The sequence below is a fragment of the Mesorhizobium sp. M0029 genome, assembly GCF_040323735.1.
GTDB lineage: Bacteria > Pseudomonadota > Alphaproteobacteria > Rhizobiales > Rhizobiaceae > Mesorhizobium.
The window spans coordinates 100,842-120,937 of the sequence record NZ_JAMYVF010000002.1 but is presented as its reverse complement, the minus strand read 5'-3'; the positions used below and the strand labels follow the sequence as shown (position 1 = coordinate 120,937).

The window sequence follows — 20,096 nt, the reverse complement described above, 5'->3', positions numbered from 1 at the left end:
TGCTTCCTCAGATTTGCAGCGCCAGCCGGCGCGCCTTATCGATATGCTGGCTAATGGCCTCGACCGCCTTGCCAGGGTCGCGGCTCTGCATCGCATCGATCACCGCCAGGTGCTCGCGCATGACCGGCACGACGCGCCCGTCGATACGGAACCGTTCCTGGTGGATCAGGCGGATCTTCACCGAATTGACCAGATAGGCCTTGGCGATGATCTCGTTGCCCAGCGCATCGATGAACGTGTCGTGCATGGCCCAGTCGATGGTCTGCGCCTTGGCCTCCATCTCCGGCGTCGGGGTCTGCTCCAGCGCCCGGGCAAGCATGTCCTCATGCTCGCGCCGCAAGCGGGCAAGCTCGGCGTCGGAGGCGCTGACCGTAAACAGCGCCACCGCTTCACGCTCCATGAACAGGCGGAACTGAAAGGCCTCGCGGATCAGGCTGATGTCTATATGGGCGATCTGCATGCCGCGCTGCGGAATGGTCGTCAGCAGTCCTTCCGCCTCGAGACGCGGCACGATCTCGCGAATGGCGCCGAGCGGCAGTCCGGTGAAGGCAACCAGCTCACGCTGCGACACGAACTGGCCTGGCTTGAAGTCGCGCGCCAGCAAATGCCGCGTGAAGCTGGCATAGGCCTTCTCCCTGAGGGTGGTCGGTTCGTTGCCGTCTTCCATATCGGCGCGCTTCTCTTTGCCGGTCAGGCCGGTTCCCTGGCAAACAAGCTGTCATAGGCTGCGGCAAGCTGCTGCTGCCCTTGCAACGCGATCGGCTCCAGCGGCGGACGGACCGCCAGCCAGCGCTCGTCGCCGGTCTTGCGCGCCACCATCACCTTTACCGCCGGGGTGACCGGATGTTTGAGCAATTCGAGCACAAAACTCTCGACGCGAGGATCGTCGCGCCCGTCCTCGGCCATGGCGCGGATTTCGCCCGGGACGAAATTGGCCATGCCCGAGATTGCGCCTTGAGCACCCATTCGCACCGCACGCGCCAGATGCCTTTCATCGCCGATCAGGATCACCAGATCGCCATGGGCGGCAAGCAGCGCCTCGCTGTAGCTCCAATTTCCACCGGAATCCTTCACTCCGGCGACCACGTCGGGAAAAGCAGTGCGCAACCGGCCGATCAGGCCAAGCGAAAGCTGCACCATGGTAACCGAAGGGATGTTGTAGAGCAGCACGTCACGGGCGAGGGGGCCGAGCGCGGCAAAGACGGCGGAAAACCAGCCGAAAAGGCCGTCGTCGCCGACATTCTTGAAGTAGCTTGGCGGGGCCAGCAGAATGTTTCGGGCGCCGCGCTGCAAGGCATGCTGTGCCTGTTCGGCGGCGTCTTCGGCGGCGTCGACCAGCACGCCGGCAACGAGTTGATGCGGCAGGATTCCAGCAGCCAGCATGGCTTCGGTCACCGACCGCCGCTCCGTCGTGCCCACCGATGCGCCTTCCCCTGTGGTGCCGAAAAGCGTCACGCTGCCGCAACCCTGCGCCAGGCAACTTTCGGCCTGAGCGATCATGGGGGCCGTGGCGATCTGCCCGCGGGCATCGAAAGGCGTGGCGAGAGCGGCCGAAAGGCCAAAGCGTGATGTCACCGGAAGGTCTCCGAAGCAGGTATGTATGCTGTGCTAGCACACTAACATGTTAGTCGTAAATTGGGGTGGTGCGCTTTTTTAACAGCGGAGGGCCCCCACCTTTTTTATCGAGAGGTTCACGGGTTCAAGCCATGGCGGATCGAGACCATTGGCGAAACAACAAGATGGCCTAGTGTTCGGGCGCCGAGCGGCAGCTCCAACCTTGTCCCCATCCCAGTCGATGGCTAAACTCAGCCTTTCCCAGGGGAGGTTCTGACATGACACTTCAGCTTTCGGCGGATGCTGTGGCCCCTCAGACGGCGACCGCTCAAAAATACCTCTTCGGCCCGCTCGCCGATTTCCTCATGCTGGGCGGCAGCGCCTTTCTCATCCTGCCGGTGCTGTTTCTCGTTCCGCTCGAATATGAAGGTCCGGTGGCCGCAACGATGGTCTTCGTAGCCTATCTCGTGAACTATCCCCACTTCGCCCACTCCTACCAACTCTTCTACCGCAATTTCGGGCGCAAGGTGACGGGCGACGGCTACGACAGGAGCCTGCAGCTCCGCTACATCTTCGCGGGCATTGTCGTGCCCCTGGTCATGGCCGGGTTCTTTGCCTATGGCGCCGCGGCGGCGAACACGCGCCTGCTCGGCTATGCCACCAACGCCATGTTCTTTTTTGTCGGTTGGCACTACGTCAAGCAGGGCTACGGCATGCTGATGGTGGATGCGGTGCTGAAGCGCAAATTCTTCGACGACCGCGACAAGAAGGTGCTGCTGGTCAACTCCTATGCCGTGTGGATCCTGGCGTGGCTGCAGACGAATACGGCGGTCACCCAGGGCAAATATTATGGCCTGGACTATTACACATTCGCGGCCCCTTCCTGGATCACCGACATTGCCCTGTTGGCGGCCGTTGCGTCGACGGCGGCCACGCTTTTGATGTTGGCCAATCGCTGGCGAAAGAACGGCGGCGGTCTGCCCTATAACGGCTTGGTGGCCTATGTCGCGTCGCTCTATCTCTGGATCCTGATTGCGCGCGTAAACCCGCTTTGGCTGTTGATCGTGCCCGCGCTCCACTCGCTGCAATACCTAGCCGTGGTCTGGCGCTACCAGACGAACGTCGAGCGCGACAGTTCCGATGCCGAAGGCGATCCGCAGCCGAAAATCCTGTCCTTTCTCGGCCCCCTCTACAGGTTTCGGCTCCTCGGCTTCATCGTCGGCGGCACGGCCCTTGGCTATCTCGGCTTCTGGCTGATCCCATCCGCGCTGACGGCCTTGATCCCGTATGACAGGGAAGTGCTGGGGTCATCGCTGTTCTTCTTCATCGTGCTCATCTTCATCAATGTGCACCATTATTTTCTGGACAATGTGATGTGGCGCCGTGGCAATCCGGAGGTATCGAAGTATCTGTTCCGCTGACTGATGCGCAGACTGTCGAGCCCGGTTTTCGTCAGCTGTCGAATATGCCATTGCGAGCGTGATCGTCAGTGCAACGGAGAGCCCTGGAATGGCGGAGTGCTTTTCCGAGAGCCGCCTGGAAAATACCCTACGGTGGCATCTGTACCGGCGTTGGCGACTATGCCGAGGTTGGCGCCGCCGGCGTAACCCTCGACGCGTGAGTTGCGGCCGACGTGCGGCGGGATCGGCTGGAACGTCACGAAACCAGTGAGACATTGCCGCCGGCATGGCGCTCGATGCGGCCGGCAAGGTCGAGTTCCAGCAGCACCATGGAGACTTGCGCGGCGTTGAGGCCGGTGTGGCGGATGATCTCGTCCACGCCCACCGGCGTTGGGCCCAGCGCCTCGAGCACGCCGCTGCGTTCGTCCTCACCGGGCGGGGGTGTTGCCGAAAAATCGGGTGCCTTTTCTGGCGGCGCAATGCTTCGCGTTCGCGTGCCCGCCAAGGGTGCGATCGCACCGGAAACGTCGGCCGCCTCGGTGACCAGGGTGGCGCCATCCTTGAGTAGCCCGTTGGAGCCGGCGCAGCGCGGATCGAGCGGCGAACCCGGTACGGCAAAGACCAGCCGGCCCATCTCGCCGGCCAGGCGCGCGCTGATCAGCGAGCCGGAGCGTTGCGCAGCTTCGATCACCACCAGTCCGAGGGCGGCGCCCGCGACAAGCCGGTTGCGGCGCGGAAAATCCTGCGCCCGCGGCTGCCAGCCGAACGGCATTTCCGAAATGACGGCGCCGCCACGCTCGGCAATGTCGTCGCACAAGCCAATATTTTCGGGCGGGTAGGGGACATCGAGCCCACCGGCCAGCACGCCGACTGTGCCAGTGGAAAGACTGCCTTGGTGTGCGGCCGTGTCGATGCCGCGCGCCAGGCCGGAAACGATGACGTAGCCGTCGCGGCCAAGATCCGCCGCCAGCATGCGCGCCATCTTGATGCCGGCGAGCGACGCGTTGCGGGCGCCGACGATGGCCACCGCCGGCAGGCGAAAGACGGCTGCCTCGCCCTTCACGGCAATCAGTGGCGGCGGATTGTCCATGTTTTTCAGCATCGGCGGGTAGTCGGCCTCGCCGATGCCGACGAAGCGGGCGCCGTTTTCACTGGCTGCGTCGAGTTCCGCTTCGGCTTCCTCCACGGAAGGAATGCGCATGATCCTTTTGGCTCCGCCCGAAATCATCAGCTCGGGCAGCATCTCCAACGCCGCCTCCGCCGAACCAAAGCGGTTGATCAATTCGCGAAACGAGGCCGGGCCGACATTTTGTGTGCGGATCAGCCGCAGCCAGCTCAGCCGCTGCCGGTCGCTGAGGCGCGGCCCGGCGGCGGGCTTGCTCAACCCTTGGCTCCGATCTTGCCTTCGGTGCCGGCAAGAAGGCGCGAAATGTTGGCGCGATGTTTGAAGATGACGATCAGGCTCATCACCAGGAACAGCCCGGCGGTCTCAGGTGTGCTCCAGAAATAAAGCGCGATCGGCACGATGACCGCCGCCGTCAGCGCTGCCAGCGAGGAATAGCGAAACAGAAAAGCCATCGCCAGCCAGACGACGATAAAAATCAGCGCCATATGCCAGCCGAGCGCGATCAGCACGCCGAGATAGGTCGCCACGCCCTTGCCGCCCTTGAAACCGAGCCAGACCGGAAACAGATGGCCAAGGAAGGCGCCAAGGCCCGCCCAGAGTCCAAGGCCGGCCCACAGTCCGTAGTCGTGTCCAAAATGGCGCGCGATCATCACCGCCGCCGTACCCTTCAACGCGTCGAGCACCAGCGTCGCGGCGGCGAGGCCCTTGTTGCCGGTGCGCAGAACGTTGGTGGCGCCGATATTGCCGGAGCCGATTTTGCGCACATCGCCGAGGCCGGCCGCGCGGGTGATCAAGAGGCCGAAGGGAATCGAGCCGAGGAGATAGCCGAACAGCAATGCCAGGATAACGTTATAACTCATTGTTTGCCCCCGCATTTCCCCAGCAACATATCGGTCTGCGACGTGGCGCGATCGCTCTAGCTCGAAAACACTGTGCGGCCCGCCACCAGCGTTTGCAAGACCATGCCTTGCAGCCGCGCACCTTCGAAGCAGGTGTTTTTCGAGCGCGAGCGGATGCCGCTTTCACTCACGATCCAGGGTTCTTCAAGGTCGATCAGCGCAAGATCGGCCGGCGCTCCCGGCTTCAGCGTGCCGCCCGGCAGGCCGAACAGCCTTGCTGGTGCGGTGGACAGTGTTTCGACCAGCCGAAGTAGCGGCACGTCGCCATTGTGGTAGAGCCGAAGCGCTGCTCCAAGCAGCGTCTCCAACCCGATCGCGCCGGCAGCTGCATCGGCGAAGGGAAGGCGCTTGGTGTCGACATCCTGCGGGTCGTGCGAGGAGACGATGATGTCGATCGTGCCGTCCTTGACCGCCTCGATCATGGCCAGCCGGTCTTCCTCGGCGCGCAAAGGCGGCGTCAGCCGGAAGAAGGTGCGGTATTCCCCGACATCGTTCTCGTTCAGCGACAGATTGTGGATCGCCACGCCCGCCGTGACATTGGCCTTGTCGGCTTTCGCGCGCCTCATCGCTTGCGCTGCCATCGCCGTCGAGATCTTGGCCGCGTGGTAGGCGCCGCGCGTCAGCCGTGCCAGCGCCAGGTCGCGCTCCAGCGGGATGGACTCGGCCTCGCGCGGAATGCCGGCAAGGCCGAGCCAGCTGGCATACAGGCCTTCATTCATCACGCCCGCCGAAGCGAGGTCGCCATCCTGTGTCTCATGTGCGATGACGCCGCCGAAATCGCGGGCATAGGTCAGCGCCCGGCGCATCACCAGTGCGCTGGATATTGTGTGCCGCCCATCGGTGAAGGCGACCGCACCGGCCTCGCGCAACAGGCCGAATTCGGTCATCTCGCGACCGGCGAGGCCTTTGGTGATCGCCGCCGCCGGAAAGATGTTGACGCTTGCCGTGTCCCGGGCGGTGCGCAGCACGAATTCGACCAGCGCGACATTGTCGATCACCGGGTCGGTGTCGGGCATCATAACGACGGAGGTGACGCCGCCGGCCGCCGCCGCAACGCTTGCCGAAGCGATGGTCTCGCGATGTTCGCCGCCCGGTTCGCCGATGAAGACGCGCGCGTCGATCAGGCCGGGAATGATCGCCTTGCCGGCGCAGTCGACCACGGTGGCTCCCGCCGGCAGGCCCTGGTTCAGGGCAGCCTTGCCGGCGGCAACGATCTTTTTCCCTTCGACGATGACGGTGCCGACCTCGTCGATGCCGCGTGACGGGTCGACGATGCGGGCGCGCTCAAAGACCGTCGTGCTCATGCCACCCGGCCCTCGTTGCGGCGCGGGTCGAGCAGCGCTTCCATCACCGCCATGCGCACGGCGACACCCATCTCGACCTGTTCCTGGATGACGCTTTGGGGACCGTCGGCGATTTCGGACGCAATCTCGACGCCGCGGTTCATCGGACCGGGATGCATCACCAGCGCGCCGTCCTTGGCGGCCTTCAGCTTTTCGGCATCGAGGCCGAAATAGCGAAAATATTCGCGCACCGAAGGCACGAAGGCGCCTTCCATCCGCTCACGCTGCAAGCGCAGCATCATCACCACGTCGGCGCCCTTGAGGCCCTCGGCCATCGAGCGCGAGACGATGACGCCCATTTTCTCGATGCCGGACGGCAGCAGGGTCGACGGCGCCACCACACGCACCTGCGCACCAAGCGCGTTCAACAGCATGATGTTGGAACGCGCCACGCGAGAATGCAGGATGTCGCCGCAGATCGCTACGATCAGTTTCGACAGCGGCCCCTTGGCGCGGCGGATAGTCAGCGCGTCGAGCAGCGCCTGCGATGGGTGTTCATGCGCGCCGTCGCCGGCATTGACCACCGAGCAGCCGACCTTCTGCGCCAAAAGGGCGGCGGCACCCGCAGACTGGTGGCGGATGATCAGGATGTCGGGGCGCATGGCGTTCAGCGTCATCGCCGTGTCGATCAGCGTCTCGCCCTTCTTCACCGAAGAGCTCGCCACCGACATGTTCATGACGTCGGCGCCGAGCCGTTTCCCGGCCAGTTCGAACGACGACTGCGTGCGCGTCGAGGCTTCGTAGAAGAGGTTGATCTGGGTGCGGCCGCGCAGCGTCGAGGTCTTCTTTTCGGACTGCCGCGAAATGGCGACGGCACGATCGGCCCGGTCGAGCAGAAGCTCGATATCACCGGGGGAAAGATCGCGGATGCCCAGAAGATGGCGGTGAGGATAAAGCGGCAGGGACGAAGCGTCGGTCATCTCAAGGCGCTGCTATAGGGGGGAGAATTCCTTGCCGCAAGCGTCAGCTTGGCATTGCGGCCTTTCTCCCCGGTATTTTCGTCGCGCGCGACGCCTGCCTTGGGCTATATCTAGCCGATTGCTTCGGATTCGAAGCCTTGTGATGATAAGTGCCTTTCTAGCGTTAGAAGGCCCTTCTACTTTCAGAAGGATTGGGCGTGACCGACGACGTGACCAACCAGCCGCCGCCGCTGACGGGCGGCAACGCCTGGCGGGGCGATCCGTTGCTGATCCAGCTTGCCGAGCGTTTTTCCGATCCGGTGCGCAAGGACCTCGACGGGCTTGGCCGGTTCGTCCTGACGCAGGAGGCGCAGGAGCTGGCGCGCCTCGCCAATGTCGAGACGCCGAAGCTCCGCACGCATGACCGTCAGGGCCGGCGCATCGACCTCGTCGAATTCCATCCGGCCTATCATGCGCTGATGCGCCGCTCGGTTGCCGGCGGCCTGCATTCCTCGATCTGGGAAAACGGCGATAGCGAGATCGGCCGTCGCCATCAGGTGCGCGCCGCGCGTTTCTACCTGACCGCCGAACTCGAGACCGGGCATCTCTGCCCCATCACCATGACCAGCGCTTCGCTGGCCGCCCTGATGGCCAGCCCAAAGCTGTTTCGCGAATGGGCGCCGCGCGTGACGACGCGCAAATACGACCAGAGTCAGAAGCCGCCGGTCGACAAGACCGGGCTGACGCTCGGCATGGGCATGACCGAAAAGCAGGGCGGCACCGACGTGCGCGCCAACACCACACGGGCCGAACGCGCCGGCAGCGGCTTTTATCGCCTCACCGGCCACAAATGGTTCATGTCGGCGCCGATGTCGGACGCTTTTCTCGTGCTTGGACAGGCGCCGGAAGGGCTTTCCTGTTTTCTCGTCCCGCGCATCCTCGGCGACGGTTCCGGCAACGGCTTCCGCTTTCAGCGGCTGAAGGACAAGCTCGGCAACCGCTCCAACGCCTCATCGGAGGTAGAGTTCGTCAACGCCATCGGCGAGATGGTCGGCGAGCCCGGCGCCGGCATAAAGACGATCATGGACATGGTCACGCTGACCCGGCTCGACTGCGCCGTCGCCTCGTCGGCAATCATGCGAGCGGGGCTGGCTGAGGCCGTGCATCACGCCCGTCACCGCCAGGTGGCCGGCTCGACGCTGATCGAACAGCCGCTGATGCAGCGCGTGCTGGCGGACATGGCGCTCGATGTCGCCGCCGCCACGGCACTCTCGTTCCGACTGGCGCGCTCCTTCGACGAGGCTGCCGGCGACCGCGGCGAGGCTGCTTTTGCCCGCGCCATGACCCCGGTGGTCAAATACTGGGTCTGCAAGATCGCGCCGCCACTGCTCTATGAGGCGATGGAGTGCCTCGGCGGCAATGGCTATGTCGAGGAAGCGCCGCTCGCCCGCTACTACCGCGAAGCCCCGGTCAATGCGATCTGGGAGGGCTCAGGCAATGTCATGGCGCTCGACGTGCTGCGCGTGCTCGGCCGCGCGCCCGGCCTGTTCGAGGAGGTGCTGGCCGGCATCGACCGCGATCTCGGCGCCGGCGGACGCGGAACCATTGGCGTGCTCAAGGCGGCCATGCAGGTCGCCGGCACCGATGAGGGGTCGGCCCGCCTGCTGACCGAACAGCTGGCGCTGTCGGCGGCAGCTGCGGAATTGCGCCGGCTGGGGGCAGGGCGGATTGCGGACGCCTTCGTCGAGACGCGGCTCGCCGGCCAGTGGCGCAACACCTATGGCATGCTCGATTCGCGCCACGATGCGCGCATGATCATCGACACGCTCTATCCGCCGGTGAATTGAGGGCCTTCCGCCAGTCCGTGAACGAATTTGCCTGCCTGTGGACAGCCGTTAACCTTAACGAATGGTTTCCGTTGCAGCCGCAGGCCGCAGACCCCACTGTCTTTGTCACCAAAGCAGGAATGCCATGCGGCACATTTTGACGTCCTTTCTGGCCTTGCACTGGGCGCTGGTTTTCGCCCTGCTGGCGTTCATCTGTGTCGATGGAAACCGCGGCGTTGCGGGCGCTCTGGGCGTGCTCGGCGTCGTCGTGGAAAACACTCGTCTGGCCGATCTCGACAATGCTGCCGTCGTGGCGCCGCTGGCCATCGCCTTGCTGGTCGTGGCGGTGCTGTTTTGCTGGGTCTTCGTCGAGAGCCTGGTTAACGCCGCAGCGAGCCCGGACGGAGCCGACAGTGTGGCGCGGACCGCCTTCATTTCGGCATCCGCGGTGTTGTCGCTCATCCTGGTCGGCGGCGCGGCGCGAGGCATCAACGGCCTGTTTTTGGTTGTCGCCGTGCAATTGGCGGCACTTCTGGCCTCCTATGTCGCCATGCTGGCCGAGCGGAGGTCGGTCTTCGCCGTCATGGTTTCGCGGGAGGCAGAGAGTCGCGCCACCGCCCATGCCATGGCCAAGGGTGCCGCGCACGGCTCCTTGCTGTCGCGCATTTCCGGCCGTCCGGACATTGGTCCCAGCGGTCCCAGAGGCGGCTCCAGCCGCAGGGACGGTCACTGATGCGCACGCTGTTCGCATTGTGGGCCGCGCCACTCGCTCTGTTCTGGGGCTGGTTCTTCCTGTCGCTCAACGACATCAATTTCGGCTACGTCATGCTCAGCCGGCAGCTGCATGATTTCGTGTTCCAGCTCTACGGGCAGATGCTGGGCATCGATCCGGCGATCATTCCCGGCATGGTGGCAAGGGCCTGCGTCTTTGACGGCTTCCTGCTGATGGCATTGTGGGCGTTTCGCCGCCGCCGCAACATCACGGCCTGGGTCAGGCGGCAGGCGGGGAATCCGGTTCCGTCCGATCGCGTGGGTCAAGCGACTGGAGCCGGTCCAGAACTCCCTGCAGAATAAAGGCCGCAGCCGCCGAATCGATCTTGCCGGCGCGCTTTCGGCGCGAGAAATCCATCTCGATCAGCGTCCGCTCCGCCGCCACCGTCGACAGCCGCTCGTCCCACAGCACGAAGGGCAGGTCGGTTATGCCTGCCATGTTGCGCACGAAGGCGCGCGACTTCTGGGCGCGGGGACCTTCCGAGCCGTCCATGTTGATAGGAAGGCCGAGTACAAACGCGCCGACATTATCCTTCTGCAGCTGGGCGAGCAGCGCTGCCGCATCCAGCGAAAACTTTTTACGTAGGATGACAGGGCGCGGATGGGCAAAGGACAGGCCGCGGTCGGAAACGGCGACACCGATCGTCTTGTCGCCGAGGTCGAGTCCGGCCAGCGTCCTGCCGCCCTCCAGCCGTGCCGGCAGATCCTCGATTGCTATGATGCCCAACGGCTTTCCCCAACCAGTTTTACCGTGACCCAGTCTTAACCGTGACCCAGACTTACCGTGACCCAGACTTGCCGTCACAAAGAGCGCGACACGTTCTTTTGAACCGCGAGCACACTATGTCACTTTAATTTTGCTGCCGGCGTTCTATCTTCCGGCGCAACCAAAATCGAGGAACACGATCGATGAAATTGACCTGGTACGGACATTCCGCCTTCCGCGTCGAGACATCAGGCGCGACCATCCTGATCGACCCCTATCTCGTCGGCAACCCATCATGGACGAGCGGCTGGGAGGGGCCGGCGGAAGGCGTCACCCATGTGCTTTTGACCCACGGCCACAGTGACCATGTCAGTGGCGCGGTGGAGGTGCTGAAGAAGAGCGGCGCCCAGCTGGTCGCCAATTACGAGATCTGCATGTACCTGGTCGGCAAGGGCGTCGACGGCAAGAAGATCAATCCCGGCAATCATGGCGGCACCGTCGATTGCGGTGCCTTCACCACCACCTTCGTGCAGGCACTGCATTCCTCGTCGTTTGGACTCGATGGCGGCCAGAACGTCTACCTCGGCAATCCCAACGGGCTGGTCCTGCATTTCCCGGAGGACAAGACGCTCTACCATATGGGCGACACCGACATCTTCTCCGATATGGCGCTGATCGAGGAACTGCATGAGCCGAAGATCGGCCTCGTGCCGGTCGGCGACCGCTTCACCATGGGCGGCGCGGTGGCGGCCCTGGCCTGCCGGCGCTTCTTCCACTTCGACACGGTCGTTCCCTGCCATTTCGGCACCTTCCGGATCATCGACGCGACGGCGGAGAAGTTCGTGGCCGGCCTCGAAGGGTCAGGTGTCGACGTAGCCTTGCCAGCGATCGGCCAAACGATCACACTATAGAGCGATCGTTGAAACGATCCCTTGTCGCAAAGGGGAATTAAACCATGGGTTTGAGAGAGACTCTTTGCGTTTCGATGCTGGTCGCTGCGTCGCCCGCATCCGCCGCCGAGGACTTCATCAAGGGCGTTTACCTCCAGACCCAGGAGCTTTGCGCGCAAGCCAAAAAGGACACGCTGCAGACGCTGATTGACACCGGCAATGTCATCTTGTCGGCGGACGGCCTGCAAAGCGTCGAGTATAATTGCGAGTTCGTCCAGGTCACCAAGGCGACGCGCTCGCCGAGCTGGGCGGTCACTGCCATCTGCCAGGAGCCGGGCTTTCTCTTTCCCGATATACTGTCGATTACGCAGATGAACGCGACCCAAATCGACATCGTCTCGGTGCGCCCGACCGCCGACGAAGGCGAGCAGGCCGGCAATGGCGGCAGCTATTATCTGTGCGAGGGTGTATCGCTGCCCTAGGCTGAAATGCCGCCCTGGCATGAACGGGCTCTATCCCCAAGCACGATCGATGTTGCGCGGCACGCGCCACGCCGCTATAGCGCCATCTGGTTTTCCCAAAGGCTAAAGACATGTCCGTTGATCTGCAAACTGTGAAGCGCGTCGCGCGTCTCGCCCGCATTGCGGTGAGCGAGGAGGATGCCGAGCGCATGACCGGCGAGCTGAACGCCATTCTGGGCTTTGTCGAGCAGCTGAACGAGGTCGATGTCTCCGGCGTCGAACCGATGACATCGGTGACGCCGATGGAGATGAAGAAGCGCCAAGACATCGTCACCGACGGCAAGAAGGCTGCCGATATCGTCGCCAACGCGCCGGCCACTGACGAGAATTTCTTCCTCGTGCCGAAGGTCGTGGAGTAGCTGGCCGATGGCAATCGAGATCGCCATCGAAACGCCGCTGCAGGACGATGTCCGCGCTTTGGTCGAGGAGCTCAACGCGACGCTGCTCGAACTGACGCCGCCGGAGCATTGCTACCATCTGACGGTCGAGCAGATGGCTGGCGACGACACCACCGTGTTCATCGCCCGCGACGACGGGCAAGCCATCGGTTGCGGCGCGCTGAAGCGCCATGACGCCCGCGTCGGTGAGGTCAAGCGCATGTACACGCGGCCCTCGCATCGCGGCAGGAAGATCGGCGCCAAGATCGTCGAGCATGTCGAAACGCTGGCGCGCAGCGAAGGGCTGAAGCGCCTGGTGCTTGAAACCGGCGACCGCCATCCCGCCGCCTGGACCGTCTACGAACGCGCCGGCTTCTCGCGCTGCGGGCCGGTGCTGGATTATCCCGATTCCGAGTGGTCGGTGTTTTACGAAAAGAGCCTTTGATGAGCGAACTGACCCATCTGACGATTTCGCAGGCGCGCGCCAAGCTGCGCGCCAAGGAGATTTCGGCCGTCGAAATCACCGAGGCCTATCTCGGTGCCATCGAGCGCGCCAATCCGGTGCTCAATGCCTACATCGTCGTCACCGGCGACAAGGCGCGCGATATGGCCAAAGCTTCCGACGCCAGGCTCGCCAAGGGCCATGGCGGTGCGCTGGAAGGCATCCCGCTCGGCATCAAGGACCTGTTCGGCACCGAAGGTATCCACACCCAGGCCTGCAGCCATGTGCTGGACGGCTTCAAGCCGCGCTACGAATCGACCGTCACCGCCAATCTGTGGGCAGACGGCGCCGTCATGCTGGGCAAGCTTAACATGGACGAGTTCGCCATGGGCTCGTCCAACGAGACCTCCTATTACGGCCCTGTCGTCAATCCATGGCGGCGTTCGCGCCTCGACACGGTGGTGATGCCGACCACGCATCAGGGCGATGGCGGTTTCGTTTCGGCCGGCGGCACCAAGACCGCGCGCACGCTGGACAATGCCCAACTGGTGCCGGGGGGCTCGTCGGGGGGCTCGGCTTCCGCCGTCTCGGCTTTCCTGTGCGCCGGCGCCACCGCCACCGACACCGGCGGCTCGATCCGCCAGCCAGCCGCCTTCACCGGCACCGTCGGCATCAAGCCGACCTATGGCCGCTGCTCGCGCTGGGGCATCGTCGCCTTCGCTTCGTCGCTCGATCAGGCCGGCCCGATCGCCCGGGACGTGCGCGATGCCGCGATCATGCTGAAGTCCATGGCCTCGGTCGACGCCAAGGACACCACTTCCGTCGACCGGCCGGTGCCGGATTACGAGGCGGCGATCGGCAAACCGATCAGGGGCATGAAGGTCGGCATTCCCCGGGAATACCGCGTCGACGGCATGCCGGAAGAGATCGAGGCGCTGTGGCAGAAGGGCATTGCCTGGCTCAGGGATGCCGGCGCCGAGATCGTCGACATTTCGCTGCCGCACACCAAATATGCTTTGCCGGCTTATTATATCGTAGCGCCTGCCGAAGCATCGTCCAATCTGGCGCGCTATGACGGCGTCCGCTATGGCCTGCGCGTGCCGGGCCAGGACATTGTCGACATGTACGAAAAGACCCGAGCCGCCGGGTTCGGTCGAGAGGTCAAGCGTCGCATCATGATCGGCACCTATGTACTGTCGGCAGGCTATTACGATGCCTACTATCTGCAGGCGCAGAAGGTGCGCAATTTGATCAAGCGCGACTTCGAGACGGTTTTTGCCGACGGCGTCGACGTCATCCTGACGCCGGCGACGCCGTCGGCCGCCTTCGGCATCGCTGACGAGGACATGGCCGCCGATCCGGTGAAAATGTACCTCAACGACATTTTCACGGTGACCGTGAACATGGCCGGACTGCCGGGCATTGCTGTGCCTGCCGGCCTCGATGCCAAGGGCCTGCCGCTCGGCCTGCAGCTGATTGGCCGTCCCTTCGACGAGGAAACCCTGTTCCAGACAGCCGCCGTCATCGAGCAGGCGGCGGGAACCTTCCAGCCGGAGAAGTGGTGGTAGCATGCCGCCTCCGTCTCGCATTTCCATCGTCGAGACGGGAAACGAACTGCTGATCGCGAACCCGCCACGCACCTCGGATTTCAGGACAGTCTTTGTCCTGATCGGGGCCGCGATTGTCGCCTACACCGGCTACATGGGATTGACGGATATGTCGTCCGCAACGCTCACCAGCGGCACGCTCGGCCTGCTGTCCTTCGTGGCGGTCATTGCCCTCTTCACCTATTTCCTGGGCAAGGATTTCATCTGGCGGGTGTTCGGCAGGGAAACCCTGCGGCTGACCGACACCGCAGCCGTGCGCTCGGTGAGGGGTTCCTTGCGAAATCGGTGGTCACTGCCTTTGAAAGGGCATCTTAGGGTCGAAATCCTCGACCATACCTATCCCACGGACGAAGTGGGACTGTCGGAAGTCATCAGCTTAACCAACGCGAACGGCGTCCTTGTTTTCGGCAGGGAGTTAAGCCGCCTCGAAGCGGAAGCGGTAGCGAGTGCGGTCGAGCACTTCACCGGCCGTCACAATTTGAGCTGGAGATAGGCAGGCAATGTTCTTCTATCTCTCCAAGGTATTCTGGTTCTTCGTCCAACCACTCAACCTGGCGATCTTCCTGCTGCTTGCCGGCTTGCTCGCGGCGCTGATCGGCCGCCGGCGATTGGCGGCGACGGGCAGTGTGTTCGCCTTCCTGATTCTGGCGCTGTCGGCCTGGACCTCGCTTGGCGCCATGATGCTCAATCCGCTCGAAGAGCGCTTCCCAAAGCCGCCGCTGCCGCGGAAGGTCGACGGCATTGTCGTGCTCGGCGGCGGCTTCGAGGGCGCCATCAACTTGGCGCGCGGCGGCTATGAGCTGAATTCCGGCGGCGACCGCATGGTGGAGGCGGCGATTTCCTTGCCCGGCGCTTTCCCGAGGCGAAAGTGGTTATCTCGGGCGGCACCGGTGAACTGTTCATCGATGGCGAGGGGGATGCGGCCACCGCGCCGCGGCTGCTCGGTGCGCTTGGCGTCGACGCCGATCGCCTGATGCTCGAGAGCAAATCCCGCAACACCTATGAGAATGCCGTCTTCACCAAGGAACTGGTAACGCCGAAATCGGGCGAAACCTGGCTGCTGGTGACCTCCGCCTTCCACATGCCGCGCGCCAAGGCGCTGTTCGACAAGGCCGGCTTTCACACGGTCCCGTGGCCGGTCGACTATCGCACCTCGGGCAAGGAAGGCTTCGGCCTGTTTCGCGACAACGCACCCGATTCGCTGCAGACCACGACCATGGCGATCCGCGAATGGATCGGGCTCGCCGCCTATTGGCTATCGGGCCGGATCGACCAGCTTTTCCCCGGCCCGGGCGGCTGACCGATCACCGCTTGTCGCGCCGCTGAAAAGAACTGGCGCCGCACCAGCACCGCCAGAAGCAGCAGCGTCGACAGCACGAACACGATCGGGTCGACGAACCAGCCGAGATAGCCGATCGAGAAGAACACCGCGCGCAGCCCTGAATTGAAGTGCTTGCCGGCCAGCATGTTCATGCGCGCCGCGCGCCACACCGCCGTTTCGCTGACCGGGTTGCGTGACGCCTCGCCATAGGGGATCGGCACCGCGCCGATCAGGATCGTGCAGTAGTTGAAGAGACGGTAGGCCCAGCCGAACTTGAAGAAGGCGAAGGCCAGGATCAGCACCAGGCCAAAGACCTTGATCTGGAAGGCGGAGCGCGATGAGGTCGCGTTCAACGGCAGGTCGTTCAGCACGGCAAGGACCTGATCCGAGGCGCCAAGCAGCGCGAAACAGCCACCGGGCGCAATCAGCGAACTGGAGGCGAAAAAGGCGGTGCCTTGCTGCAGGCCGCTCATGATGGCGGTGTCGACGATGCGGATTTCGCGCTCGGCCATGGTGCGCATCCAGGCCTCGCGCTGCACGTTCATGGCCATCGTCAACGACACCCGGCTGACCAGTCTGCCGTCGGACGCCAGCGTATGCAGCAACCAGGCGAGCAGGAAGAAAGCCAGCGCCGCCAGATCGGCCGTCGACAGGTGGAAGGAATCGCCCATGCCCCCTTTTACCACAGGCAAAGCGGTCAGTTCGATGCTCCAAAGCATGTCGCCCAGAAGTGAGCTTCGGTTCTGGGACAACGACATGCATTAAAACAAGAACTTAAAGCGCGTCGCATGAATCCGTTTTCAGCGCGACGCGCTTTAAGCCGGTGATGTCGCTGCCGGAGCAAACAAGGTCGGCAGGTGCAGCGCCGCAATCCGCAAAACAGCACAAACATCATGGAAAGTCCTATATGTAGGCCTTGATCTCATTTCCGGAGACGGCGCAGCGTGTTTCTTTCGGTTTTCGACCTGTTCAAGATCGGCATCGGACCGTCGAGTTCGCACACGATGGGACCGATGACGGCGGCGCGGCGGTTTCTCGACGAGATCGCCGGAGATGACTGGCCGCGCCCGGCCGGCGTCAAGGTCGATCGCATTGGCGCCAGCCTGCACGGCTCGCTCGCCTATACCGGTATCGGCCATGGCTCGGATCGCGCCGTTGTCCTCGGCCTTGCTGGCCTGACACCGCAGACGGTCGATCCCGATCAGGTCGAGGGCATCGCCACGCGCATCGCAGCCGAGAAGCGGATATCGCCCCGCGGCCATCCCTCCTACCGCTTCGATCCGGCGACGGATCTGGTGCTCGACCGCAAGACGTCGCTCACCGGCCACGCCAACGGCATGGCCTTCTACGCTTACGATGCCGGCGACCGGCTGCTGCTCAAGCGCATCTATTATTCCATCGGCGGCGGCTTCGTGGTGTCCGAGGAAGAGCTGCAGCGGATAAAGGTGAAGGGCTCGGTGACCACAGAAGGCAAGAAGGTGCCCTATCCCTTCAAGAATGCCGTCGAGATGCTGAAGATGGCAGGCAAAAGCGGCCTGTCTATCGCCGACATGAAGCGCATCAATGAAGAGACGCATATGTCGCGCGAGGAGCTCGACAGCGGCCTCGATGCGATCTGGGGCGCTATGAAGGGCTGCATCGACCGCGGCCTGTCGCAGGACGGCATCATGCCGGGCGGGCTGAAAGTGCGCCGTCGTGCCCGCATGCTGCACGACAAGCTGCAGGAGCAATGGCAGCAGAACAAGCCCAACCCTTTGCTGGCCAATGACTGGCTGTCGATCTACGCCATGGCGGTGAACGAAGAGAACGCCGCCGGTGGACGCGTCGTCACCGCGCCGACCAATGGCGCGGCCGGCACATTGCCGGCTGTGCTGCGTTACTGGCTGCATTTCCACCCCGAGGCCGACCAGCCGAGCATCCGCGACTTCCTGCTCACGGCGGCCGCCGTCGGCGGCATCATCAAGACCAATGCCTCGATCTCCGGCGCCGAGGTCGGCTGCCAGGGCGAGGTCGGTTCGGCCTCGGCGATGGCTGCCGCGGGTCTCTGCGCCGTGATGGGCGGCACGCCCGAGCAGGTCGAGAACGCCGCCGAAATCGCGCTCGAACATCATCTCGGCATGACTTGCGATCCGGTCGGCGGTCTGGTCCAAGTGCCTTGCATCGAGCGCAACGCGCTCGGCGCCGTCAAGGCGGTCACCGCCGCCTCTCTGGCGATCAAAGGCGACGGCGTCCATTTCGTGCCGCTCGACGCCGCGATCGAAACAATGCGCCAGACGGGCCTCGACATGAACGAGAAGTACAAGGAAACCAGCCTTGGTGGGCTCGCCGTCAATGTCGTGGAATGCTGACCGTGCAACGCCACTGGCACTGTGGAGAAGTCGGGCAGGGCCGTTGACGCAATCGCGCGCCGGACTAAACCTTAAGCGATGGCACTCAATCTCCTAAAACTGTGCGTCGGTTGCGACAGCGTCGAGGACCTCGAAGAATGGATCGCCTTCCGCCTCGATGAGCGCCGCCGCGCCGGCGAACCCGCCGAGCACTGGCACACCACCCGCATGGTGCCTACGCGCGGCGCCGAGGTCACCGATGGCGGTTCGCTTTATTGGGTGATCAAGGGCAGCGTGCAATGCCGCCAGCTGATCACTGATATCAGGCCCTTCACGGACGATGAAGGCATCGGCCGTTGCCGCCTGATGCTCGACCTCGACGTCGTGCGCACCGACTGGCAGCCGCGCCGCGCCTTCCAGGGCTGGCGTTATCTCAGACCTTCGGATGCGCCCGCCGATATCGGCAAGGGCAAGGCCGGAATGGTCGAGATGCCGCCGAAACTGAAGCGCGAGCTCGCCGATCTGGGCTTGCTGTAGAGCCAAGGGCGCGGCCGCTTCTCCCAGAGCGTCGAGCGCTGGCCCTTCATCTTGTCCAAGGCTGGACTTGCAAGGGGCCCGACAACGCCACATCTTGCTTCTTATGAGCGACAAGAAGCAGCGCGTGCCCGCAAGGGCCAGTCCTGCGCCGGTCAAGCCTCAATCCAATGCCGGCGAGATCGACGCCTTCATCCGTCAGGCCCGGACGCTTGCCGCGTCCGCGACCGGCTCCGGGCGGCTGATCCTTGCGCTCGACGCCACGATGAGCCGCCAGCCGACCTGGGATCTCGCCACCAAGCTGCAGGGCGAAATGTTCGACGCCGTCGGCAAGGCCGGAACTCTCAGCGTCCAACTGGCCTATTTTCGCGGGTTGGGCGAGTGCCGCTCGTCGGCTTTTGTCGCCGATACTGATGCCCTGAAGCAGCTGATGACGCGGATCGACTGCCGTGCCGGCCACACCCAGATCGGCAAGGTGCTGGCGCATGCGCTAAAGGAAACGGCGGCGGCCAAGGTCAACGCTCTGGTTTATATCGGCGACGCCATGGAAGAGGATATCGACGACCTGGCGCAGAAGGCCGGCAGCCTCGGCCTGCACGGCGTTCCCGTCTTCGTCTTCCAGGAAGGTCATGATTCCGGCGCAGAAAGGGCGTTCAAGGAGATTGCGCGGCTGTCCAAAGGGGCTTGGTTCCGATTTGATCGGCGGGCTGCCGCGACCTTGGCCGGGCTGCTTTCGGCGGTTGCCGTCTATGCGACCGGCGGATTGAAGGCGCTCGAGGCAAGGGACAGGCCGGGAGACCGGCTGCTGATCGAGCATCTCAGGGGCGGCGGGAATTGATGGGCGCTATCATTGCACTTGTTGCACTGTTTCTGGTGCTGCTCGGCGCGGCGACGATCTTTGTCCGCGCCGATGCGCAAAAACTGGCAAGCGGCATGCGCACGCTCGGGCCGGTGCTTCTGGCGCTGGTCGGGCTCGCCGTGCTGGTGGTCGGGCGCGAAGGCATTGCCGGCCTCATTCTGGCCGCGGCCCTTGCCTGGTACGGTTCGATGCGAATGAAGCGGCCGTCGGTCGGGCCGGCGCCCGGCAAGCGCTCGACGGTGCGGACCGCCGCACTGGAAATGGAGCTTGATCACGATACGGGCGGGCTTGAAGGCCTGGTTCTGGCCGGCCGCCATGAAGGCAAGATGCTGGGCGCGATGGGCCTGGCCGAGCTGCAGCAGCTTTACCGCGAACTCCCCGGCGACCCGGAGAGCCGCCAGCTCCTAGAGACGTATCTTGACGGCCGTTTTCCCGTCTGGCGCAAAGACGCTGAGGCGAACGGTGGCGAAGGGCTGGGTGTTGCGCCAGGTGCGGGCGCCATGACTAAGGAGGAGGCCTACAAGATCCTTGGTCTTGAAGCGGGGGCCGCCGCGGCGGATGTCCGCAAGGCGCACCGCCGCCTGATGCAGCGCCTGCACCCCGACATCGGCGGCACGTCTTTCCTGGCGGCGCGGATCAACGAAGCCAAGGACGTCTTGCTCTCCAATCACAACTAGTCTCCTTCGACGCAGTA

Annotated in this window: 22 protein-coding genes and 1 pseudogene; 15 read left to right on the top strand and 8 right to left on the bottom strand. The window is 63.8% G+C overall.

Annotated features, from left to right (window positions below; genetic code table 11):
* Nucleotides 1-7: 7 nt before the first annotated feature.
* Nucleotides 8-667 carry a GntR family transcriptional regulator gene (locus NKJ76_RS03725; RefSeq protein WP_023693416.1) on the bottom strand — a complete coding sequence of 220 codons (660 nt, stop codon included), beginning with the start codon at nt 665-667 and terminating at the stop codon, nt 8-10.
* 23 nt (nt 668-690) lie between these two features.
* On the bottom strand, nt 691-1,575 hold the full coding sequence (locus tag NKJ76_RS03720; protein ID WP_023819935.1) for a dihydrodipicolinate synthase family protein: 885 nt from the start codon (nt 1,573-1,575) through the stop codon (nt 691-693).
* Between the two features lie 257 nt (nt 1,576-1,832).
* Here NKJ76_RS03720 and NKJ76_RS03715 point away from each other — a divergent pair, with 257 nt between their 5' ends.
* Nucleotides 1,833-2,975 carry a hypothetical protein gene (locus NKJ76_RS03715; protein ID WP_023724360.1) on the top strand — a complete coding sequence of 381 codons (1,143 nt, stop codon included), beginning with the start codon at nt 1,833-1,835 and terminating at the stop codon, nt 2,973-2,975.
* Between the two features lie 235 nt (nt 2,976-3,210).
* Here NKJ76_RS03715 and dprA read toward each other — a convergent pair whose 3' ends face one another.
* From dprA to NKJ76_RS03695, 4 genes are read right to left on the bottom strand one after another with little or no spacing between them, the layout of a single operon-like run.
* Nucleotides 3,211-4,338, bottom strand: a complete 1,128-nt coding sequence (dprA, locus tag NKJ76_RS03710; RefSeq protein WP_023670989.1) for a DNA-processing protein DprA — start codon at nt 4,336-4,338, stop codon at nt 3,211-3,213.
* Nucleotides 4,335-4,940 (bottom strand): glycerol-3-phosphate 1-O-acyltransferase PlsY, encoded by a 606-nt coding sequence (gene plsY, locus NKJ76_RS03705; RefSeq protein WP_352536788.1) that lies wholly within the window; start codon nt 4,938-4,940, stop codon nt 4,335-4,337. Before plsY ends, dprA begins: the two co-directional genes overlap by 4 nt.
* A gap of 56 nt (nt 4,941-4,996) precedes the next feature.
* Entirely contained in the window at nt 4,997-6,283 is a 1,287-nt protein-coding gene (locus tag NKJ76_RS03700; protein WP_352536787.1) for a dihydroorotase, read from the bottom strand.
* Nucleotides 6,280-7,242 (bottom strand): aspartate carbamoyltransferase catalytic subunit, encoded by a 963-nt coding sequence (locus tag NKJ76_RS03695; RefSeq protein WP_352536786.1) that lies wholly within the window; start codon nt 7,240-7,242, stop codon nt 6,280-6,282. Before NKJ76_RS03695 ends, NKJ76_RS03700 begins: the two co-directional genes overlap by 4 nt.
* 197 nt (nt 7,243-7,439) lie before the next feature.
* Here NKJ76_RS03695 and NKJ76_RS03690 point away from each other — a divergent pair, with 197 nt between their 5' ends.
* The 3 genes from NKJ76_RS03690 to NKJ76_RS03680 all read left to right on the top strand — a co-directional run bounded on the left by NKJ76_RS03690 (nt 7,440) and on the right by NKJ76_RS03680 (nt 10,121).
* Nucleotides 7,440-9,068, top strand: a complete 1,629-nt coding sequence (locus tag NKJ76_RS03690; protein ID WP_023700749.1) for a DNA alkylation response protein — start codon at nt 7,440-7,442, stop codon at nt 9,066-9,068.
* Nucleotides 9,069-9,192: 124 nt separating this feature from the next.
* Complete coding sequence (locus NKJ76_RS03685; protein WP_023724363.1) at nt 9,193-9,780, top strand: hypothetical protein; 588 nt, start codon at nt 9,193-9,195, stop codon at nt 9,778-9,780.
* Nucleotides 9,780-10,121 carry a DUF6105 family protein gene (locus tag NKJ76_RS03680; RefSeq protein ID WP_023693426.1) on the top strand — a complete coding sequence of 114 codons (342 nt, stop codon included), beginning with the start codon at nt 9,780-9,782 and terminating at the stop codon, nt 10,119-10,121. The genes NKJ76_RS03685 and NKJ76_RS03680 overlap by 1 nt, the downstream gene beginning before the upstream one ends.
* Here the strand turns inward: NKJ76_RS03680 and ruvX are convergent.
* Nucleotides 10,039-10,545 carry a Holliday junction resolvase RuvX gene (gene ruvX / locus NKJ76_RS03675; RefSeq protein ID WP_023724364.1) on the bottom strand — a complete coding sequence of 169 codons (507 nt, stop codon included), beginning with the start codon at nt 10,543-10,545 and terminating at the stop codon, nt 10,039-10,041. The genes NKJ76_RS03680 and ruvX overlap by 83 nt on opposite strands.
* A gap of 182 nt (nt 10,546-10,727) precedes the next feature.
* On the opposite strand from ruvX, the gene NKJ76_RS03670 reads away from it, so the two are divergent.
* From NKJ76_RS03670 to NKJ76_RS03640, 7 genes and pseudogenes are all read left to right on the top strand, one after another.
* On the top strand, nt 10,728-11,435 hold the full coding sequence (locus NKJ76_RS03670) for a metal-dependent hydrolase (protein WP_352536785.1): 708 nt from the start codon (nt 10,728-10,730) through the stop codon (nt 11,433-11,435).
* A 44-nt stretch (nt 11,436-11,479) separates the two neighbouring features.
* Nucleotides 11,480-11,896 carry a hypothetical protein gene (locus NKJ76_RS03665; RefSeq protein ID WP_023670998.1) on the top strand — a complete coding sequence of 139 codons (417 nt, stop codon included), beginning with the start codon at nt 11,480-11,482 and terminating at the stop codon, nt 11,894-11,896.
* A gap of 110 nt (nt 11,897-12,006) precedes the next feature.
* Complete coding sequence (gene gatC, locus NKJ76_RS03660) at nt 12,007-12,294, top strand: Asp-tRNA(Asn)/Glu-tRNA(Gln) amidotransferase subunit GatC (protein ID WP_352536784.1); 288 nt, start codon at nt 12,007-12,009, stop codon at nt 12,292-12,294.
* Nucleotides 12,295-12,301: 7 nt separating this feature from the next.
* Nucleotides 12,302-12,757, top strand: a complete 456-nt coding sequence (locus tag NKJ76_RS03655) for a GNAT family N-acetyltransferase (protein ID WP_023706217.1) — start codon at nt 12,302-12,304, stop codon at nt 12,755-12,757.
* The gene (locus NKJ76_RS03650; protein ID WP_023671001.1) at nt 12,757-14,322 is read left to right on the top strand and encodes an amidase; all 1,566 of its coding nucleotides are present in this window, start codon (nt 12,757-12,759) and stop codon (nt 14,320-14,322) included. Before NKJ76_RS03655 ends, NKJ76_RS03650 begins: the two co-directional genes overlap by 1 nt.
* A 1-nt stretch (nt 14,323) precedes the next feature.
* Nucleotides 14,324-14,854 carry a hypothetical protein gene (locus tag NKJ76_RS03645; protein WP_023693430.1) on the top strand — a complete coding sequence of 177 codons (531 nt, stop codon included), beginning with the start codon at nt 14,324-14,326 and terminating at the stop codon, nt 14,852-14,854.
* Between the two features lie 7 nt (nt 14,855-14,861).
* Nucleotides 14,862-15,661: pseudogene (locus tag NKJ76_RS03640) on the top strand (YdcF family protein).
* Here the strand turns inward: NKJ76_RS03640 and NKJ76_RS03635 are convergent.
* Nucleotides 15,610-16,353, bottom strand: a complete 744-nt coding sequence (locus tag NKJ76_RS03635) for a DUF599 domain-containing protein (RefSeq protein ID WP_352536988.1) — start codon at nt 16,351-16,353, stop codon at nt 15,610-15,612. The pseudogene NKJ76_RS03640 and the gene NKJ76_RS03635 sit on opposite strands and share 52 nt — an antisense overlap.
* 273 nt (nt 16,354-16,626) lie before the next feature.
* On the opposite strand from NKJ76_RS03635, the gene NKJ76_RS03630 reads away from it, so the two are divergent.
* The 4 genes from NKJ76_RS03630 (at nt 16,627) to NKJ76_RS03615 (ending at nt 20,079) form a co-directional block, all read left to right on the top strand.
* Entirely contained in the window at nt 16,627-18,030 is a 1,404-nt protein-coding gene (locus NKJ76_RS03630) for an L-serine ammonia-lyase (RefSeq protein ID WP_023724370.1), read from the top strand.
* Nucleotides 18,031-18,108: 78 nt separating this feature from the next.
* The gene (locus NKJ76_RS03625; RefSeq protein ID WP_023752223.1) at nt 18,109-18,546 is read left to right on the top strand and encodes a DUF1489 family protein; all 438 of its coding nucleotides are present in this window, start codon (nt 18,109-18,111) and stop codon (nt 18,544-18,546) included.
* 103 nt (nt 18,547-18,649) lie between these two features.
* Nucleotides 18,650-19,381: a hypothetical protein gene (locus NKJ76_RS03620; RefSeq protein WP_023832078.1), complete on the top strand. Its 732-nt coding sequence runs from the start codon at nt 18,650-18,652 to the stop codon at nt 19,379-19,381.
* Nucleotides 19,381-20,079: a DnaJ domain-containing protein gene (locus NKJ76_RS03615; RefSeq protein ID WP_023700739.1), complete on the top strand. Its 699-nt coding sequence runs from the start codon at nt 19,381-19,383 to the stop codon at nt 20,077-20,079. The genes NKJ76_RS03620 and NKJ76_RS03615 overlap by 1 nt, the downstream gene beginning before the upstream one ends.
* The last annotated feature ends 17 nt before the right edge of the window (nt 20,080-20,096 follow it).

What these genes read in the sequence shown, in the direction of transcription:
- NKJ76_RS03725 (WP_023693416.1), bottom strand. Translation starts at nt 667, where the DNA reads ATGGAAGACGGCAACGAACCGACCACCCTCAGGGAGAAGGCCTATGCC.
- NKJ76_RS03715 (WP_023724360.1), top strand. Translation starts at nt 1,833, where the DNA reads ATGACACTTCAGCTTTCGGCGGATGCTGTGGCCCCTCAGACGGCGACC.
- plsY (WP_352536788.1), bottom strand. Translation starts at nt 4,940, where the DNA reads ATGAGTTATAACGTTATCCTGGCATTGCTGTTCGGCTATCTCCTCGGC.
- NKJ76_RS03700 (WP_352536787.1), bottom strand. Translation starts at nt 6,283, where the DNA reads ATGAGCACGACGGTCTTTGAGCGCGCCCGCATCGTCGACCCGTCACGC.
- NKJ76_RS03695 (WP_352536786.1), bottom strand. Translation starts at nt 7,242, where the DNA reads ATGACCGACGCTTCGTCCCTGCCGCTTTATCCTCACCGCCATCTTCTG.
- NKJ76_RS03685 (WP_023724363.1), top strand. Translation starts at nt 9,193, where the DNA reads ATGCGGCACATTTTGACGTCCTTTCTGGCCTTGCACTGGGCGCTGGTT.
- NKJ76_RS03680 (WP_023693426.1), top strand. Translation starts at nt 9,780, where the DNA reads ATGCGCACGCTGTTCGCATTGTGGGCCGCGCCACTCGCTCTGTTCTGG.
- NKJ76_RS03670 (WP_352536785.1), top strand. Translation starts at nt 10,728, where the DNA reads ATGAAATTGACCTGGTACGGACATTCCGCCTTCCGCGTCGAGACATCA.
- NKJ76_RS03665 (WP_023670998.1), top strand. Translation starts at nt 11,480, where the DNA reads ATGGGTTTGAGAGAGACTCTTTGCGTTTCGATGCTGGTCGCTGCGTCG.
- gatC (WP_352536784.1), top strand. Translation starts at nt 12,007, where the DNA reads ATGTCCGTTGATCTGCAAACTGTGAAGCGCGTCGCGCGTCTCGCCCGC.
- NKJ76_RS03655 (WP_023706217.1), top strand. Translation starts at nt 12,302, where the DNA reads ATGGCAATCGAGATCGCCATCGAAACGCCGCTGCAGGACGATGTCCGC.
- NKJ76_RS03650 (WP_023671001.1), top strand. Translation starts at nt 12,757, where the DNA reads ATGAGCGAACTGACCCATCTGACGATTTCGCAGGCGCGCGCCAAGCTG.
- NKJ76_RS03645 (WP_023693430.1), top strand. Translation starts at nt 14,324, where the DNA reads ATGCCGCCTCCGTCTCGCATTTCCATCGTCGAGACGGGAAACGAACTG.
- NKJ76_RS03635 (WP_352536988.1), bottom strand. Translation starts at nt 16,353, where the DNA reads ATGGGCGATTCCTTCCACCTGTCGACGGCCGATCTGGCGGCGCTGGCT.
- NKJ76_RS03625 (WP_023752223.1), top strand. Translation starts at nt 18,109, where the DNA reads ATGGCACTCAATCTCCTAAAACTGTGCGTCGGTTGCGACAGCGTCGAG.
- NKJ76_RS03620 (WP_023832078.1), top strand. Translation starts at nt 18,650, where the DNA reads ATGAGCGACAAGAAGCAGCGCGTGCCCGCAAGGGCCAGTCCTGCGCCG.
- NKJ76_RS03615 (WP_023700739.1), top strand. Translation starts at nt 19,381, where the DNA reads ATGGGCGCTATCATTGCACTTGTTGCACTGTTTCTGGTGCTGCTCGGC.